This window comes from Desulfurella multipotens (assembly GCF_900101285.1).
In the GTDB taxonomy this organism is placed as follows: domain Bacteria; phylum Campylobacterota_A; class Desulfurellia; order Desulfurellales; family Desulfurellaceae; genus Desulfurella; species Desulfurella acetivorans.
In genome coordinates this window covers 13,229-29,331 of record NZ_FMYU01000011.1, presented here as the reverse complement: position 1 = coordinate 29,331, position 16,103 = coordinate 13,229, and the positions used below count along the sequence as shown (strand labels likewise).

At 33.6% G+C, this 16,103-nt stretch carries 24 protein-coding genes; 11 read left to right on the top strand and 13 right to left on the bottom strand.

Annotated elements, in window-relative coordinates; translation table 11 throughout:
• Window positions 1–4: 4 nt before the first annotated feature.
• The 13 genes from BLQ93_RS07710 to BLQ93_RS07655 form a co-directional block, all read right to left on the bottom strand.
• A complete protein-coding gene (locus BLQ93_RS07710) occupies window positions 5–415 on the bottom strand; it encodes a QcrA and Rieske domain-containing protein (RefSeq protein WP_092129397.1) in 411 nt (136 codons plus the stop codon).
• Window positions 416–421: 6 nt separating this feature from the next.
• Window positions 422–910, bottom strand: coding sequence for a TorD/DmsD family molecular chaperone (locus BLQ93_RS07705; protein WP_159427515.1), 489 nt, complete (start codon window positions 908–910; stop codon window positions 422–424).
• A gap of 95 nt (window positions 911–1,005) precedes the next feature.
• Window positions 1,006–2,319, bottom strand: coding sequence for an OmpP1/FadL family transporter (locus BLQ93_RS07700; protein ID WP_092129393.1), 1,314 nt, complete (start codon window positions 2,317–2,319; stop codon window positions 1,006–1,008).
• 135 nt (window positions 2,320–2,454) lie between these two features.
• Window positions 2,455–2,805 (bottom strand): winged helix-turn-helix domain-containing protein, encoded by a 351-nt coding sequence (locus BLQ93_RS07695; RefSeq protein ID WP_025391410.1) that lies wholly within the window; start codon window positions 2,803–2,805, stop codon window positions 2,455–2,457.
• Between the two features lie 15 nt (window positions 2,806–2,820).
• Window positions 2,821–3,294, bottom strand: coding sequence for an HIT family protein (locus tag BLQ93_RS07690; RefSeq protein ID WP_092129391.1), 474 nt, complete (start codon window positions 3,292–3,294; stop codon window positions 2,821–2,823).
• Window positions 3,291–4,319, bottom strand: coding sequence for a cyclic dehypoxanthinyl futalosine synthase (mqnC, locus tag BLQ93_RS09495; protein ID WP_173801025.1), 1,029 nt, complete (start codon window positions 4,317–4,319; stop codon window positions 3,291–3,293). The genes BLQ93_RS07690 and mqnC overlap by 4 nt, the downstream gene beginning before the upstream one ends.
• Window positions 4,316–5,383, bottom strand: a complete 1,068-nt coding sequence (gene mqnE / locus BLQ93_RS09490) for an aminofutalosine synthase MqnE (RefSeq protein WP_173801023.1) — start codon at window positions 5,381–5,383, stop codon at window positions 4,316–4,318. The genes mqnC and mqnE overlap by 4 nt, the downstream gene beginning before the upstream one ends.
• Window positions 5,384–5,387: 4 nt before the next feature.
• Window positions 5,388–6,647, bottom strand: a complete 1,260-nt coding sequence (gene aroA, locus BLQ93_RS07680; RefSeq protein ID WP_092129389.1) for a 3-phosphoshikimate 1-carboxyvinyltransferase — start codon at window positions 6,645–6,647, stop codon at window positions 5,388–5,390.
• Window positions 6,635–7,144, bottom strand: a complete 510-nt coding sequence (locus tag BLQ93_RS07675) for a hypothetical protein (protein ID WP_092129387.1) — start codon at window positions 7,142–7,144, stop codon at window positions 6,635–6,637. Before BLQ93_RS07675 ends, aroA begins: the two co-directional genes overlap by 13 nt.
• A 3-nt stretch (window positions 7,145–7,147) precedes the next feature.
• Entirely contained in the window at window positions 7,148–7,630 is a 483-nt protein-coding gene (locus tag BLQ93_RS07670; protein ID WP_025391416.1) for a KdsC family phosphatase, read from the bottom strand.
• Window positions 7,630–8,595, bottom strand: coding sequence for a KpsF/GutQ family sugar-phosphate isomerase (locus BLQ93_RS07665; RefSeq protein WP_025391417.1), 966 nt, complete (start codon window positions 8,593–8,595; stop codon window positions 7,630–7,632). The genes BLQ93_RS07670 and BLQ93_RS07665 overlap by 1 nt, the downstream gene beginning before the upstream one ends.
• Window positions 8,592–9,077: a tetratricopeptide repeat protein gene (locus tag BLQ93_RS07660; RefSeq protein ID WP_092129385.1), complete on the bottom strand. Its 486-nt coding sequence runs from the start codon at window positions 9,075–9,077 to the stop codon at window positions 8,592–8,594. Before BLQ93_RS07660 ends, BLQ93_RS07665 begins: the two co-directional genes overlap by 4 nt.
• Window positions 9,068–9,358: an acylphosphatase gene (locus BLQ93_RS07655; RefSeq protein ID WP_159427514.1), complete on the bottom strand. Its 291-nt coding sequence runs from the start codon at window positions 9,356–9,358 to the stop codon at window positions 9,068–9,070. The genes BLQ93_RS07660 and BLQ93_RS07655 overlap by 10 nt, the downstream gene beginning before the upstream one ends.
• 105 nt (window positions 9,359–9,463) lie before the next feature.
• Between BLQ93_RS07655 and rplM the strand changes: the two genes are divergently transcribed.
• From rplM to rd (BLQ93_RS07600), 11 genes are all read left to right on the top strand, one after another.
• Complete coding sequence (rplM, locus tag BLQ93_RS07650; protein WP_092129382.1) at window positions 9,464–9,898, top strand: 50S ribosomal protein L13; 435 nt, start codon at window positions 9,464–9,466, stop codon at window positions 9,896–9,898.
• Between the two features lies 1 nt (window position 9,899).
• On the top strand, window positions 9,900–10,289 hold the full coding sequence (rpsI, locus tag BLQ93_RS07645; protein ID WP_025391421.1) for a 30S ribosomal protein S9: 390 nt from the start codon (window positions 9,900–9,902) through the stop codon (window positions 10,287–10,289).
• Window positions 10,290–10,298: 9 nt separating this feature from the next.
• Window positions 10,299–11,306: an N-acetyl-gamma-glutamyl-phosphate reductase gene (gene argC, locus BLQ93_RS07640; protein WP_092129380.1), complete on the top strand. Its 1,008-nt coding sequence runs from the start codon at window positions 10,299–10,301 to the stop codon at window positions 11,304–11,306.
• Window positions 11,303–12,505, top strand: a complete 1,203-nt coding sequence (argJ, locus tag BLQ93_RS07635) for a bifunctional glutamate N-acetyltransferase/amino-acid acetyltransferase ArgJ (protein ID WP_092129378.1) — start codon at window positions 11,303–11,305, stop codon at window positions 12,503–12,505. The genes argC and argJ overlap by 4 nt, the downstream gene beginning before the upstream one ends.
• 66 nt (window positions 12,506–12,571) lie before the next feature.
• Window positions 12,572–12,682 (top strand): RCKP-type rubredoxin-like domain-containing protein, encoded by a 111-nt coding sequence (locus BLQ93_RS09815; protein ID WP_025391424.1) that lies wholly within the window; start codon window positions 12,572–12,574, stop codon window positions 12,680–12,682.
• A gap of 2 nt (window positions 12,683–12,684) precedes the next feature.
• Entirely contained in the window at window positions 12,685–13,188 is a 504-nt protein-coding gene (locus BLQ93_RS07625) for a rubrerythrin family protein (RefSeq protein ID WP_025391425.1), read from the top strand.
• 11 nt (window positions 13,189–13,199) lie between these two features.
• Window positions 13,200–13,871, top strand: coding sequence for a rubredoxin (gene rd / locus BLQ93_RS09810; RefSeq protein ID WP_092129376.1), 672 nt, complete (start codon window positions 13,200–13,202; stop codon window positions 13,869–13,871).
• A 12-nt stretch (window positions 13,872–13,883) separates the two neighbouring features.
• Entirely contained in the window at window positions 13,884–14,243 is a 360-nt protein-coding gene (locus tag BLQ93_RS07615) for a class II SORL domain-containing protein (RefSeq protein ID WP_025391427.1), read from the top strand.
• Between the two features lie 50 nt (window positions 14,244–14,293).
• A complete protein-coding gene (locus tag BLQ93_RS07610) occupies window positions 14,294–15,499 on the top strand; it encodes an FprA family A-type flavoprotein (protein WP_092129374.1) in 1,206 nt (401 codons plus the stop codon).
• Window positions 15,496–15,933 carry a ferritin-like domain-containing protein gene (locus BLQ93_RS07605; RefSeq protein ID WP_025391429.1) on the top strand — a complete coding sequence of 146 codons (438 nt, stop codon included), beginning with the start codon at window positions 15,496–15,498 and terminating at the stop codon, window positions 15,931–15,933. The genes BLQ93_RS07610 and BLQ93_RS07605 overlap by 4 nt, the downstream gene beginning before the upstream one ends.
• Window positions 15,930–16,097 carry a rubredoxin gene (rd, locus tag BLQ93_RS07600; protein WP_084323517.1) on the top strand — a complete coding sequence of 56 codons (168 nt, stop codon included), beginning with the start codon at window positions 15,930–15,932 and terminating at the stop codon, window positions 16,095–16,097. The genes BLQ93_RS07605 and rd (BLQ93_RS07600) overlap by 4 nt, the downstream gene beginning before the upstream one ends.
• Window positions 16,098–16,103 lie beyond the last annotated feature (6 nt).

Genomic DNA, 16,103 nt, shown 5'->3' with positions numbered 1-16,103 from the left:
AACCTCACGCCATTTTATTGATATAATCTACCACTATTTCGGTTGGCTCAACCTTGTATTTTAAATGATAAAGACCACGCGGTGCTGGACCAAATACGCGATTTCCCCATGCGTCATAGACACTGCCGTGACAAGGGCATATAAATTCTTTTTTATCATTGTGCCATTTTACGATACAGCCCAAGTGTGTACAGTGTGCATTTAGCGCTACTATTTTATTGTCGCGGTCTATTAAAAATACACTATCTTTATAATTTACACCATCGTTATTGGAACCTTTTTTTATTTCATCCTTCAAGAATCGTACCAGTCGTTTAGTATTGTTACCTCCAAGTGCAAAATCCAACCCTATAAAACCTACAAAACCAGCAAGTATAACTTTTGCACCAAGTACAAATAAATCTCTTCTGTTCATATCAATTTAACCTTTATAAATACTTTCTTCAAGTAATATAGATAAATTTTTGAAATACTCAAGGTTTGTTTTGTTTTTTATAACCTCGCAAAATTTATTTACCCAAAGTTTTAAATGTTCTTCTAATAAGCGCAACTTTATATCATGATTTTCAGCCGAATCATTTTCTTCTAAATATGCGTAAAACGCAAGCTCAGCTGCAATATGATCTGGAAGATCATGCCAGTTTTTACTTATATCTAAATCACATGCAGCGTAAAGTTTTTTTATTGCAATTGTAGTTTCTCCGTAAATTTCTTTTTCTCTCCAGAATGATTCGTATGGTGGTGCAATAACTTTTGGGTATGCGTTTATAAAAAGTCTGGTATATTCTACCTGCAAATCTTCCAATTCGGGTAATTTTAATCCGAAGTTTTCAGCACAATTTTTATAAGGTTCTATTATATTTTTTTGAGGATACAAAAACAATACAGATAAGCAATCAAATTTATTCATAAACACCATTTATTATAATAAAAATTATTTAATTTGCAAGGAAATTTTCAATGAGACTTGCGCCTTAGAGAAAACTCTCAAGGCGCAAAAAATGACTAAAACTTATAAGTTAGCTGAACTGCATATTCGTCTTGGTGCATTTTTATGGATATTGGCATACCCTCAAAAGTGCCGCTTTGTTTGTGTTCAAATGCGTGCTGGTATGCAGCAGTTACCTGTACGCTTGGAGTTACACTATACGAGGCACCAAAAGATAGGTGTGTTTGAACTATAGCTGGAGCTATAATGTTATTACCGAAAGCTTCTCCATTTGGCACAGGGCTTTTTCCATAGTTAAAGCCAGCCATAAGTGTTAATGGAGGTGTTGGTGTGTATTCAACGCCAAGCATGTATACCCACTGGTTTTTCCAGTTAAAATCCCAAGAACTCATGCCTGCTACGCCAGTTACCGGCACTTTATCCATTACATTTGACCAGTTTATCCATTTTGCATCTGCTTCAATACGTAAATTATTTACTGGTCTAAAGTTTACACCGAATTGTATGGTTTGTGGCATATCAAGTCTCATGCGTACTTTATATCCATCAAACATACCACCCAGCATTCCTTGCCCTGTTGCAAGATTGAAAGCGTTAGGTATGGTATTCCACTGTAGGGTTTGCATCCAGCGCTTTGACTGATAAGCCAAGCCAAACTGCCACATGTCGTTTAGCTTATACACAAGGCCTAAGTTAAATCCTGCTCCATAGGCATTTTGAGCATTAAGAGAGTTTACAGCTGTACCTGTAGCAAAAGGAGCAGACCCGGCATACTGCCCATAACCATAAGCATTCGCTATCGCGGCATTATTCATATCCATTTCAAGTGACATAGCCTGATACACAAACACAGGCGCAAAACCTATGGATAAGTGGCCATCTATTCTATAAGCACCTGCTATATCCATCTCCATCATCTGCATGTTTGAATAAACTTTTTGTAGGGGTGCTGCCATACCAAAACCATTTGGATTGTTCCAATCAACGCCCATACCAGATACGCCATACATGCCAATGCCCCAGGTAAAGTTTGACTCTTGGCAGTTACATCCTTTTGGATTTATCGCAACACCAGCTGCAGGTACAACATACACATTTGATTGACTGCCCTGGCCATTTAAGTATCTAAGTGGCACAAAAATATCGCCGCCAACAGATGCGCTTGATGTTGGAAGCCATGCAATACCTGCTGGGTTTGTAAGGATTGTTGATGCATCCTGTGGGTTAGCCACCACTGCGCCACCAAGTGCGAGCTGTTTTGCGCCAAGGCCAGTCATAAAATAACCATTTGTAGCAAACGATTTAGTTGCCACACCAAAACTCAAACCAACCGCCAATGCAACGGCTAAAGATACATGTTTTTTCAACATAAGACCCCCAAAATTGTAATTTTGTCACAGTATAATAAAATCATTTTATGCTTGTCAAGGAAAAAATGATAAATTTGAAATTTTTTTATAGCTTTTTAAAGAAATAATTTTATATAAATAACCTATATATCGTATTTAGTCTTGAAGTAGTTTGTTGATTTTATTTTGAGCATTTTTTAAAAACTTATCTAAATCTTTTTCAATAGCTTCAAAAGCAGCAATAAGTTGTTTACCTTTTTGTGTTAGAACAGATCCACCACCACCTGCTCCGCCAATTTTTGTTTCAAGTATGGGGGATTTGGCTAAAGTATTTATTTCTTTTACAATATCCCATGCGGCTTTGTAGCTCATTTTCATATCTTTTGCTGCTTTTGATATAGAGCCATACTCATCAATTTTTTTTAAAAGCTCAATTTTACCTTTGCCTAAAAAATTTTTATTGTCGATATCAATCCATATTCTACCCAATACTTTTTTTTCTTCCAATAGAAAACTCCTTTTTTATGATTTATAATTTGCTTTATCGTATATTACATATCTAATGCCGCCTGTTGGGTTTGGTACATCGTTAAAGTATCTTGGAATAAGATGAAAATGCAAATGACTTATGGTTTGTCCTGCGGCTTGACCTTCATTGAGTCCAAAATTGTAGCCATCAGGTTTTTTTGAAATGTATGAGCTTTTTAGCGCATTTTCTATAAAATCAAGAGACTTTTCGTTTATAGGACTAAGGTTTTCATATAAATCCTTTAAGTCATTTTTCTCAATGAATTCTTTTGATTTTGATATGGCTTTTTTCAAATAAAAAAAGTCATTATCGCTTAAATCTTCAATTGATTCAATGTGTTTTATTGGTATTATCAGCATATGACCTGGATTTACGGGAAATTTGTCTAAAATTACAAAAAATTTATCATTTTCAAATAACACGTCGCTTTTTTGTTCGTAAATTTTACAAAATAAGCACTCTTTCATAAATACCTCACTATTTCATAGTTTGTTGTTCTAAGTGCAGGAATAAATCCTGCTTGTTTTATAAGAGTTGCTAATTCTTCAACTGTTGAAGTTACTCTAAATCCAGCTTGAGCCATAACATTTTCTTCAAATAACAAACTGCCTAAATCATTTGCACCAAAGTAAAGCGCCACCTGACCAATTTGTTTTCCCTGCGATGCCCACGAAGCTTGAATATTTTCGATATTATCCAAATAAATGCGTGTTATGGCAAGTATTTTGAGATAATCAATACCGCTTGCCTTTTTTGTAACAAGCTTTTTTAATGCCGTGTTTTCTGGCTTAAAATCCCACGCTATAGCGGCTCTAAAACCAGATGTTTCATCTTGTAACCTCCTTATATTTTCAAGATGTTCTATAATATCTTCTTTTGTTTCGATATGGCCAAACATCATTGTAGCGGTAGTTTTTAGCCCTGCATTGTGCGCTGCTTTCATAATTTCAAGCCATCTATCAGTACTAATCTTTTTTGGCGAGATTTTTTTTCGTACACGCTCTGATAGTATTTCTGCACCACCACCTGGCATAGTTTGCAGTCCTGCTTTTTTTAAGTCTTCAAATACCTCTTTTGGGCTTTTGTTTGTAATTTTGCACATAAGATCAATTTCTGGTGGTGAAAATGCATGTACATGTATGCCTATATTTGATAGTTCTTCAACCATTTTTATGTAGTAGCTATACTCAATTTCTGGGTTTAGACCGCCTTGGATCAAAACTGTGCTAAGACCAAGCTCTTTTGCTGCAATGGCTTTTTGTTTTAATTGCTCTATACTTAGAACATAAGCGTCTTTATCATTTTTATTTCTATAAAATGCGCAAAAAGAGCATTTGGTCTCGCAAATATTTGTATAGTTAATATTCGTATCTGCAATGAATGTAACAAGCTTTGTGGGATGTTTTTCAAACCTTACTTTTTGTGCTAATCTGGCAAGCTCTATAAGGTCAAGATCAAATAATTCGAGTGCCTCTTTTTTTGATATTCTCATTCATACACCTTAATTTCATTATATAAAGCATCTCTTAATACTGGGACAAAACCTGCATTTTTAACCATTTCAATAATTTTTTCACTTAATAGTCCGCTTGCGCTTTTTGCACCAGCTGCATGAAATATATTTTCTTTTTCAATAGTCCCATCGATGTCATCTGCACCAAAATGCAAACCAACCTGAGATATGCTATCTGACATCATTACCCAATAAGCTTTTATATGGTCAAAATTGTCAAGGATAATTCTTGATATAGCAAGTACTCTTAATTGCTCAATGGCGCTTTTCTTTTGAATATGTCCTTCAAATACTGTGTTTTCCGGGTGAAACAACAATGGAACAAAGCATAGAAAGCCTTTTGTTTTTTCTTGAAGTTGCCTTAATTTGAATAGATGGTCAATAATTTCTTCTTTTGTTTCAATATGGCCAAAAAGAAGCGTTGCGTTACTTTTTATACCCATACTGTGAGCGAGTTCATGAATATAAGCCCACTTTTCAAATCCAATTTTTTTTGGGTATAGTTTTTTCCTAACGCGCTCACTAAAAACTTCTGCGCCGCCGCCTGGCATAGTTTGCAAACCTGCTTTTTTTAATTGCTCTAAAACTTCTGTGTGACTTAGAGAGCTGATTTTAGAGAAAAAATCAATTTCGGCTGCCGTAAAAGCTTTAATATTGGCTAATGGCGCAGCTTTTTTTACCGTCTCCAATAATTTTATATAGTATGAAAAATCAAGTTTTGGGTTCAAAGCGCCAACAATGTGTACTTCTTTTAAGTTTTCAATACCAGATAGTTCTTTTTCTACTTGATCAAAACTCATAGTATAGGCATCTTTGTCGCCTTCGTTTCTATAAAATGCACACATTAGACACTTTGATGAGCAGACATTTGTGTAGTTTATATGTTTGTTTATAGTAAAATAAACTTTATTGCCCGTTTTTGACAATTTTATTTTTTTGGCAATTTGAGCTAGGTCTAAAAAGTCAGCTTTCTCAAATAAATCTAAAGCTTCTTTGTAAGAAATAGGCTCATTGTGGTATTTTTCAGTTAATGCAGTTTTCATAAAATTAACTCCCTAAATATTTCAAATGTTCAAAAAAATTAGGATAAGATGTAGTAGGTGATTTTGTTTCAGATAATTCCAGATTATACCCAAGCGCTTTTAGCACAGAAAAACTCATTGTGATGCGATGGTCAAAATAGGTTTCAATGTAGGCTTTTTGTATGTTTTTAGTAGGTTCTATTTCAAAGCCATCTTCAAATTCTTCTACTTTTACGCCCAATTTTTTTAAATTTTCAACAATTGATTTAATACGGTCGCTTTCTTTTACCCTGAGTTCTTTTGCATCTTTTAAAATACTTTTGCCATTTGCAAACAAAGCCAGTATTGATAATATTGGTATCTCATCGATTAGTGTCGGCAAAATTTTACCATCGATGTAAAAAGGTTTTAGGTTTGGAGAATATTTAACTAAAATATCTGCAACTTCTTCGCCGCACATGGTTTTTTTGTTAATTATTTCATAGTTTACGCCCATATCGCTAAAAACTTTCAATATACCAGTTCGAGTAGGGTTAATTAAACAATCGGCAAACACCGCCTCGCAATTTGGCTTTAATGCACACATTACCATAAAAAATGCACAAGATGAAATATCAGCTGGCACGTTTAGTTCAAAGCCGCCAGTTAATTTTCTATGTTTACCAAGAAAAACTTTGTTGTTTTCAGAAATTATATCTACACCAAATTGCTTTAACATAATTTCTGTGTGATTTCTGGATACTTGAGGCTCACTAAATTCTACATTTTCGTCTGTATAGAGCCCTGCAATTAAGACTGCCGATTTAACTTGAGCTGATGCTATTTTGGAAGCATAATTAATACCTTTTAGTTTGTCTTTACCAAATATTGCAAGTGGTGCCAAAAAATTTTTTCTTGACAGAATAGTTGCACCCATTTGTGTTAAAGGCTCAATAATGCGTTTCATTGGTCTATTTCTTAGTGAATTATCACCGGTTAAAATACTTAAAAAACTCTGACCAGCACACACCGCACTTATTAATCTGATGCCTGTGCCGGAATTGCCTAAATTAATGATATCAAAAGACTCTTTTAAGTATTTACCCGTACCTTTAATTGTTACTTTAGTTTTATCTATATCAATATCTACACCCAGTTTTTTAAATGCTTCAAGCGTGTTTAAGGTATCCTGTGCAAATAGATAGTTTTTTATTGTAGTTTTTCCTGATGCAATACTGGAAAAAATTGCACTTCTGTGAGAAATTGATTTATCCGAAGCGCATCTTAGGGTTTTTATTTGATCCATAAATCTACCTTGTATACAACCAATGTATTTGTGTTTTTGTTGTAAGCAAAACCATTTGATTTTTTTATATCAATTTTTTCTGATTCTAAGCGGGTATTTATGTTTGAAGATAGAGTTTCGTTTGCATTATCCCAGTAAGCTTTTTGAGTTTTTACTAAAAAGTTTTTACCTTTAGCTGTGCAATTGCCTATAAGTGAAGCGTTATTATTTTGGTAAATATACAATTTGCTTGCTGATATTTGAAACTCTGATTTGCCTTTGTTAAAAAAAGAGGCATTTTTAGCAAAAATAGTAGAACCAATATATTGAGCAAATGACGCATTTACTATTTGAGTTGAATTATCAGAAAGTCTTATTATATGAATATCTTCTGCATAAGAGCTAATTTGAGTTTTTTGTTTTTGTGATGCTTGAATATTAAACACGCTTTTTGATATATACATAATTAAAATAATGCTTATAATGCCAAGAACAATTTCTGTACCTCTAACCCACATCTGTTAATCCCAAAAGTTTTTAAAACCATTAATTTTCAAAATTTCTTCCACAATTTCTCTTACTGCCCCTCTACCAGCGTTTTTTGTAGAAATATAGTTTGCTGTCATTTTAACTTTTAGGTGAGCATCTCTAGGTGCTGCGCTAAAGCCACATTTTTTCATTGGCTTAATATCTATAATATCATCACCAATATAGGCAATTTCTGAGTAGTCTACATTGTAATAATTTTTTATATATTCAAGAGCCTGTGTTTTATCCAATTGGTTTTGAATGCATAATTCAACGTTAAGCTCTTTTGCTCTTTGAGTTGTAACCTTTGAGTATCTGCCAGAAATAAATGCAATTTTTAAACCGAGTTTTTGTACTATGTGAAAGATATGGCCATCTTTAACATCAAAAAATTTATATTCTGCGCCATTTTCGTCAATAATAATCCTGCCATCAGTTAAGACACCATCAACATCCATTATAATAACTTTTATCACTATATGACACCTGCTTTCATTATATCGTGAATATGTATAACACCAATGATTTTGTTATTTTCACACACAGCAAGACTCGTAATTGAGTAATTTTGCATCATATTGGCAGCTTTAATTGCAAGTGCCTTTTTTTCAATTATTTTTGGATTTTTTGTCATCATATCTTTGGCTTTGAGGCTAAAAACTTCACTTTTATATTTTTCCAAAATCCTTCTTAAGTCTCCATCGGTAATAACTCCAAAAAGCGTAAAAGAATTATCCACTACAAAAGCTACACCCAGACGTTTTGAAGAAATTTCGTACAGTACCTGTTCAAAGCCATCGTCTAAATAGACAGTAGGCAATTCTTTACCTTTATGCATTAGATCTTCTACAAATGTAAGCAATTTTTTACCGATAGAACCACCTGGATGAAGCATTGCAAAATCTTCATCTTTAAAACCTCTTTTTACGATGAGACCACAAGCTATGAGATCACCAATTACAAGAGCAACTGTGGTGGAAGCCATAGGTACAAGTTTGATGGGAGAAGCTTCTTCTTCAATACTTGCATCTAAAATAAAATCACTTAAATGTGCAAGCTCAGAATTTGTATTTCCAATAATTGAAATAATTTTTAATCCCATTCTTTTAATAGGGCTAACCAAACCAAGTATTTCAGTAGTATTTCCTGAATTTGATATAAAAACAACTAAATCATTAGGCTTTAACATACCAAGGTCGCCATGGTATGCATCCGTTGGGTGAATAAATATCGAAGCAACACCGATACTTGATAAAGTTGAAGCAATTTTTCTTGCAATAAGGCCTGATTTGCCAACTCCAAGAAAAATTATTCTACCGCCGCATTTGTCTATTTGGTCGATAACTTCCACAAATGAACCATTTAATATGTTTTCTATTTTTTTTACTGCTTTTAATTGCTGGTTCAGGGATTTTTTTAAAGAATCAAGCAAGTCGTTCATTGTTTTGAATTTTTACCTAAATTGCTAACCTTTTTATGGAGCAAGCTATCAAAAGGTCTTTTTTGTAGGGCTTTAGTAAGATAGTCAAGTGCTTTTTGAGTATCACCCATCTTTTCAAATATCTCTCCAAGCATTATATCACTGTATGTACTATCTGCTTCTATTGACTCTAACATTACAGTTTGATTATTATAATCAATTTCATCTATACTGAATTCTTCGTAAGAAATTTCATGATCAAAAAAATACTCTATCATGTTTTTTTGAGAATTATAATCTGATAATAAAAAATATTTAAATAAATCTTTAGCTTCAACATACCCGCTGTTTATAGAATCGACGCAAACAATACCAAAATAAGCTATATGGGCAAATTTCGAGCTGCTACTTAAAAGCGCAAAGTAATTTTTTGCAAGTTGATATTTATCGGAAAAAAAAGACTCAATAGCTTTTTCTAGTATTGTTTCATATTCTATAGCCATATGCTAAACCCCTCATAATTATCATTTTTTGCGTCTTTAACTTGAACGCTTTCTACAATTGCACGCTTTGGACCAATTTTGCATGCACTTATGTATCGTGCAACGAGTTCTTTTTCACCGCATACAACACTTTCTACTGTATTTGTGCCTATATTTCTTACATACCCACTAAGTCCTAATTCTTTAGCTATATTTTCCAAGTATGCTCTAAAACCCACGTTTTGTACTTTGCCTGTTATTATAATAAGTTTACATACACTCACATTTATTATTTTACTCAAAGAATTCAATTAATCAAGATCAATTCTAAATTTAAAAAGTAATTGACAAAATAGCTTCAATTGTTTAATATATGAGTCGTCTTATTTTAATGGGAGGAATTGGTAATGAAAAGCTTTGTGGCAAAAAGTGAGCCAACAGATAAAAAATGGTACTTGATAGATGCCAAAGGGGTTGTGCTTGGTGATTTATGTGTAAAAATCGCAAATATCATAAGAGGCAAAAATAAACCAACTTTTACACCAAATGTTGATTGTGGAGATTTTGTTGTAGTTATTAACGCTAAAGATATTGTCCTAACAGGGAAAAAGCTCGATCAAAAAAAATACTTTACTCATAGCGGTTACATAGGTGGTATAAAGGAAATTACAGCAAGAAAGTTGTTAACTAAAGATCCAGAGCGTATGATTAAACACGGTGTTTGGGGTATGTTACCAAAAAATAGGTTATCAAAAAGACTCATTAATAAATTAAAAGTATATATAGACGAAAACCATCCCCACAAAGCTCAAAAACCTCAAGAGATAAAAGTAGGAGAATAAAATGGATAGGTATTACGCTACAGGCAAAAGAAAAACTGCAGTTAGTAAGGTTTGGCTTAAAGAAGGTAGTGGAATTATTCGCATTAATGGAAAATCGCTAGATGAGTATTTTGGTGGACTTAATAGTTTAAAACTTATAATTGAACAGCCATTTAAAGTAACAGGTTATGAATCGAAGCTTGATTGTGATTGTCAGGTTTTAGGTGGTGGCCTTTCCGCACAAGCGCAAGCAATAAGGCATGGCATAAGTAGGGCTCTTGTTATGTTTGATCCTCAAGCCCGCAATATTTTAAAGCCTCTAGGTTTTTTAACAAGAGATCAACGCAGTGTAGAAAGAAAAAAGTATGGCTTGAAAAAGGCACGCAAATCTTTCCAATGGTCAAAGCGATAAAATTTATTTATGCTACGTGTTGGCATAGTAGGTGTAAGTGGCTTTACAGGTTTGGAGCTTGTCAAGTTACTTTTACACCATCCTTTGGTTGAAATAGACTATCTTTCAGCAAGAAGCCATGTAGGGCAACCGTTAAGTGATATTTTTCCTTCTTTAAAAAATATTTGCGATAAAATAATAGAACCCATAGATGAAAACAGACTTAGCAAATTGGATGTAGTTTTTTTGGCTTTACCACATGGTATATCAATGGAATTTGTTTGTAAGCTATTTGGAAAGGTTCGCATTATTGATTTAAGTGCAGATTTTAGGTTACCTAAAGATTTGTATGAAAAGTGGTATAAACCACATTTGTGCCCTAATCTAATAAAAGAAGCAGTTTATGGTTTGCCTGAATTAAATAGAGAAAAAATTAAAAAAGCTAAACTTATTGCAAACCCTGGTTGCTATGCAACAGCTAGTATTTTGGCTATACTGCCTTTTTTAGATATTGTTGAAAGTGATGTTATTATTGATGCAAAAAGCGGTGTAAGCGGAGCTGGTAAATCGCTTAGAGAAGATTTACTTTTTAGCGAAGTAGAGTCTTCTTTTAAGGCATATTCGGTTGCAAAACACCGTCATCAACCAGAAATAGAATATACACTTAGTTTAGTAGAGCCTGTAAAAGTTACATTTGTTCCGCATTTGCTTCCAATAAATAGGGGAATTTTGGCTACAGTATACGCGAAGCTTAAAGGTTTTTTTGATGAATCTTATCTATTTGAAAAACTCGAAAAGTTTTATAGAAATGAATTCTTTATAAGGGTTTCTAAAAGTTTGCCTCAAATTAACAATATTAGCGGGACGAATTTTTGTGATATATCTTTTGCACTTGATAAAGATAATAATCGGCTTATTATAGTAAGTGTTATTGACAATTTACTAAAAGGTGCGAGCTCACAAGCTCTACAGAATATGAATATTATGTTTGGTTTAAAGGAGGAGGAAGGCTTAAAATTAAAGCCGTATTACCCATGAATTGCAAAATTACAAATGATGGATTTGATGTATTTGAATCGGTTAAGACTTCGGCTGTAAGGGCTGGCATTAAGAGAAAAGGTGAAGATTTAGCTTTAATTTATTTTGAAAAAGAAGCAACTTTTGCCGCAGTTTTTACAACTAACAAAGTAAAAGCACACTGCGTAATTTACGATGAAGAACTTTTAAAAACTCAGCAAAATATAAGAGCAGTTTTAATAAATAGTGGCAATGCCAATGCATGTAATATAAATGGCGCTCAAGCTATACAAGACGTAACAAAAGCACTTTCAACTGTGCTAAATATTAAACAAAACGAGATTTTTATAGCTCAAACCGGTATAATTGGCGAAGAGTTTCCAACAAAGAAAGTAACAAATGCTCTAGCTAAGCTTAAAAATAATTTAGGTAAAAATTCACAAAATTTAGCAAGAGCTATTTTAACTACAGATAAAATTCCAAAAATTATATCAATTGAGTGCGAATATGCTGGTGTGATATTTCATATAGCTGCTGTTGCAAAAGGTGCCGGCATGATTCATCCCAATATGGCAACAATGCTTTCTTTTATTGTTACTGATTTAAAAATTACCCAGAATATTTTAAAAGTAGCCCTCAAAGAGGCTGTTGATAAATCTTTTAATAGAATTAGCGTAGATGGTGATATGTCTACAAACGATACAGTTTTTATTGCCAGTCTAAATGAAGTAGGAGATTTAATAAACGAAGAAAACGAATTTTATAGATACTTTGTTGATAAGCTTACAGAGTGTTGTGTGTATCTTGCAAAAGAAATAGTAAAAGATGCGGAAGGTGCAACAAAGTTTTGTGAAGTACTTGTTTTTGGTGCAGATAAAGATGAAGATGCGCAAAAAGTAGCACGTAGTATAGCTAATTCCTTACTAGTAAAAACTGCAATATTTGGCAAAGATCCAAACTGGGGTAGAATTATTGCAGCTGTTGGATATTCTGGTGCAAATATTGATGTAGAAAAACTCGAGATTAAAATTGGTGATTTTTTGGTTTATTCTTGGGGTAGACCGCAAGAATTTGATAAAATTGCCCTTCTTGAATACATGAGACAAAATGATTCAATAAAAATATATATAAACTTAAATATTGGCGCATCAAACTTTAATTTATACTTCAGTGATTTGACATACGAATATATAAAAATTAATGCACAGTATCATACTTGAGCATTGACATTTTGATAATTATTATTAAAATTATATTAGAATAGTCAAGGTTAAAGGAGGCGTAAAATGGCAGTTTACAAATGTGAAAAATGCGGTTACGAGAAAGAGTCTAAGTGTAAGCCCAGAAAATGCCCACAATGCGGTAGTAAAGATTCATTTAAGAAAAAGGAGGTATAAGTATGGCAAAGATGACGGAAAGATTTTTATGGGAAGCCTTTGCAGGTGAATCTCAGGCACACATGAAATATTTAAATTATGCAAAAGCAGCGGAAAAAGAAGGAAAGACAAACATTGCAAGACTATTTAAAGCAATTAGCCAGGCAGAAGTAATACATGCATCGGGACATCTAAAATTATTAAACGGTATTGGAAGTACACTAGATAATGTTAAAAGTGCCTGGGAAGGCGAAAATTTTGAAAGCGAAGAAATGTATCCTGCTTACGAAGCTGTAGCAAAAGAGCAAAATCAAGATAAGGCAGCCAAGTGGATTAACCAGGTTTTGCAGGTAGAAAAAGATCACAGAAGCTTGTATGAAAAAGCCAAAGAAGCTCTAGAGCAAAATAAAGACGCAGATTTCAAAGATATATTTTTATGTAGCGTATGTGGTTATGTAGCATTAGATAAAGCACCAGATAAATGTCCAGTATGCGGCGCACCAGCTAGCGCTTTTGAAAAATTTTAAAGAAGTTTATTATGAATGAAAAAGCACTTTTTTTAATTAATTATGGATTGTATATAGTAGGTTCCAAAAAGGATAACTTAATTAATGCACAAATTTCAAATACTGCATTTCAAATTACGGATAATCCTAACACTATAGCTATATCTATTAATAAATCCAATTATACGCATGAATTTATTGAAATAAGCAAGTTATTTACAATTTCTATAATTGCTAAAACAGCACCATTATCGCTTATTGGCAATTTCGGTTTTAAAAGTGGCAGGAACATTGATAAGTTTGAAAAAATAAGTCACTTGTTAACGCCAAACGGATTACCTGTTGTGCTTGAGCATACGCTTGGCTATATAGAATGCCGTGTTATAAATAGTTTAGATGTATTTACGCACACACTCTATATTGGCCAAGTAATTGATGCCGATATATTCAAGAAAGAAGAACCAATGACGTATGCTTATTATCATGAGATTAAGAATGCTCAGGCGCCAAAATCTACACCAATTCACGAAGAATCAAAAATTAGAAAAAAATATGTTTGCAAAGTATGTGGTTGGGTTTATGATCCGGAAGTTGGCGATCCAGATGGTGGCATAAAACCAGGTACCGAATTTGAAGATATACCAGATACCTGGGTATGTCCAGTTTGCGGAGCAGCAAAAAGAGATTTTGAATTATTAAAATAAAAGGAGGTTTTTATGTCAAAGTTAGCAGATTTTGTAAAATATGAGGCAGATGAAAAAAAGGAAAAACACGTGCCAGTTATTGATGCACCAGATACTGTTAAAAAAGGTGAGTTTTTTAGCGTAACCGTAACTGTAGGAAAAGACATACCACATCCAAATACAAAAGAGCACTATATTGGATGGATCGAAGGTTTTGTTGTACCAAAAAGTGGTGTAGCAAAATCAATAGGAAAGTTTATTTTTGAACCAGAAGTAACAGATTCTACGGCAACTTTCAGGATTAGGCTTGAAGAAGATGCAACGCTTTTTGCCTGGGGTTACTGTAATATTCACGGTGTATGGGAAAATTCAAAAGCAATTAAAGTAGAATAAAATGTTTTTGGCGCGCTAATTTGCGCGCCTTTTTTATAAGGGGGTAAAAATTGAAAGCAGGAAGAGATCCATTTGAGGTAAAAGATGGTATATATTGGGTTGCGACGCTTGATCCTGAATTAAAGATATTTGATATCATAATGCGCACAGCACATGGCTCAACGTATAATTCTTATTTGGTCAAAGGCACAAATAAAAAGGCTATAATTGATGCCGTTAAGGAGCCCTTTTTTGAAGGTTTTCTTGAAAATTTAGAAAAATTAAATGTTAAACCAGAAGAAATTGATTATTTGGTTGTAAATCACAACGAGCCAGATCACTCAGGTGCTTTGCCCGAATTACTAAAGTATATGCCTAATGTTAAATTGGTTGTTAGCAAACAAGGTAAAGTTTTTTTGGATAATATTATCAATAAAAGCTATGATTGTATAGAAGCAGATGATAATTTAGAAATTGATCTAGGTGACAAGACGTTGAAGTTTATTATAGCCCCATTTGTCCATTGGCCAGATACAATGTTTACATATGTGCCAGAAAGTAAGGTACTTTTTACATGCGATTTTTTAGGTAGCCATTTTTGCGATGAGAGGATGATTGATACACAAGTAGAAGATTTTTCTGAAGATTTTAGGTTTTACTTTGATGGTATAATGAGGCCGTTTAAAGAGTATGTATTGCAACACATAGAAAAAATTGAAAAGCTCGATATAGATATTATAGCACCAAGTCATGGTCCAATTCTTACCCAGCCAAAGCACTATATTGAGCTATATAAACAATGGTCTCAACCTATGCAGGAAAGATTAGCTGCTGTACTTTATGTTTCTGCATATGGCTATACGAAGAAATTGGCTCAAGAAATAGCACGTGGTATACAATCAGAAGGTGTAAAAGTAATAACAAAAGATATTGTTGATGTTATTGAAAAAGAAAAACCGTACCTTTTGGATACAGTGCAAAGAGCATCTTTAGTTGCTGTCGGCTCTCCAACAATAAATGGAGATGCGGTAGAGCCAATCTGGGAATTTCTATCAAGCCTTGCTACAATTAAAATTAGAGGCAAGATGGGATTTGCTTTTGGATCCTACGGCTGGAGCGGTGAAGCTTCAAAGCTTATTGCTCAAAGAATGAAAGATATAAAGTTTGCTATGCCACTTGAGCCATTCAGAGTAAGATTTAGACCAACTGACGAAGATTTACAAAAAGCATTTGAAATTGGCAAGCAATTAGCTCAAAAAGTTAAGGAGATGCCATGAGCCAAAAAATTATTGATATTTTAAACGAAGCTATTCAATCAGAAATTGGTGCAATTATGCAGTATATGGCTGGTCACTATAGAATGCCAAAGGATAAGCACCCGGTTATTAGGGAAATGCTTGAGCGTATTTCTGTTGAAGAAATGAAACATGCAGAAAGTTTTTCCAAACGTGTAGTAGCGCTTGGAGGAAGGGAAGCCATAACGCCAGACATAGTCCATTTTTCTAACGATTTAGTTGAAATAATGGACTTAAACGAAAAAGCAGAAGATGGTGCCATAGAAATGTATCAAAAACACATAAAAATATGTGAACAGGAAAACGATCCTGAAACAAAAGCTATTTATGAAGATGTTTTAAAAGACGAACTAAGGCATAAAAAAATATTTGCAACATTTAAGAAACTTTTAGAATCAAACCAGGAGGGTATATGAAAAAATATAAATGTAAAGTATGTGGCTACATTTATGATCCAGAAAAAGGCGATCCCGATGCTGATGTTCCACCCGGTACACCTTTTGAAACACTTCCTGACGACTGGGAATGCCCAGTATGTGGAGCTGCTAAAGTAGACTTTGAACCTTACGAAGAAGGTTAATTTTTT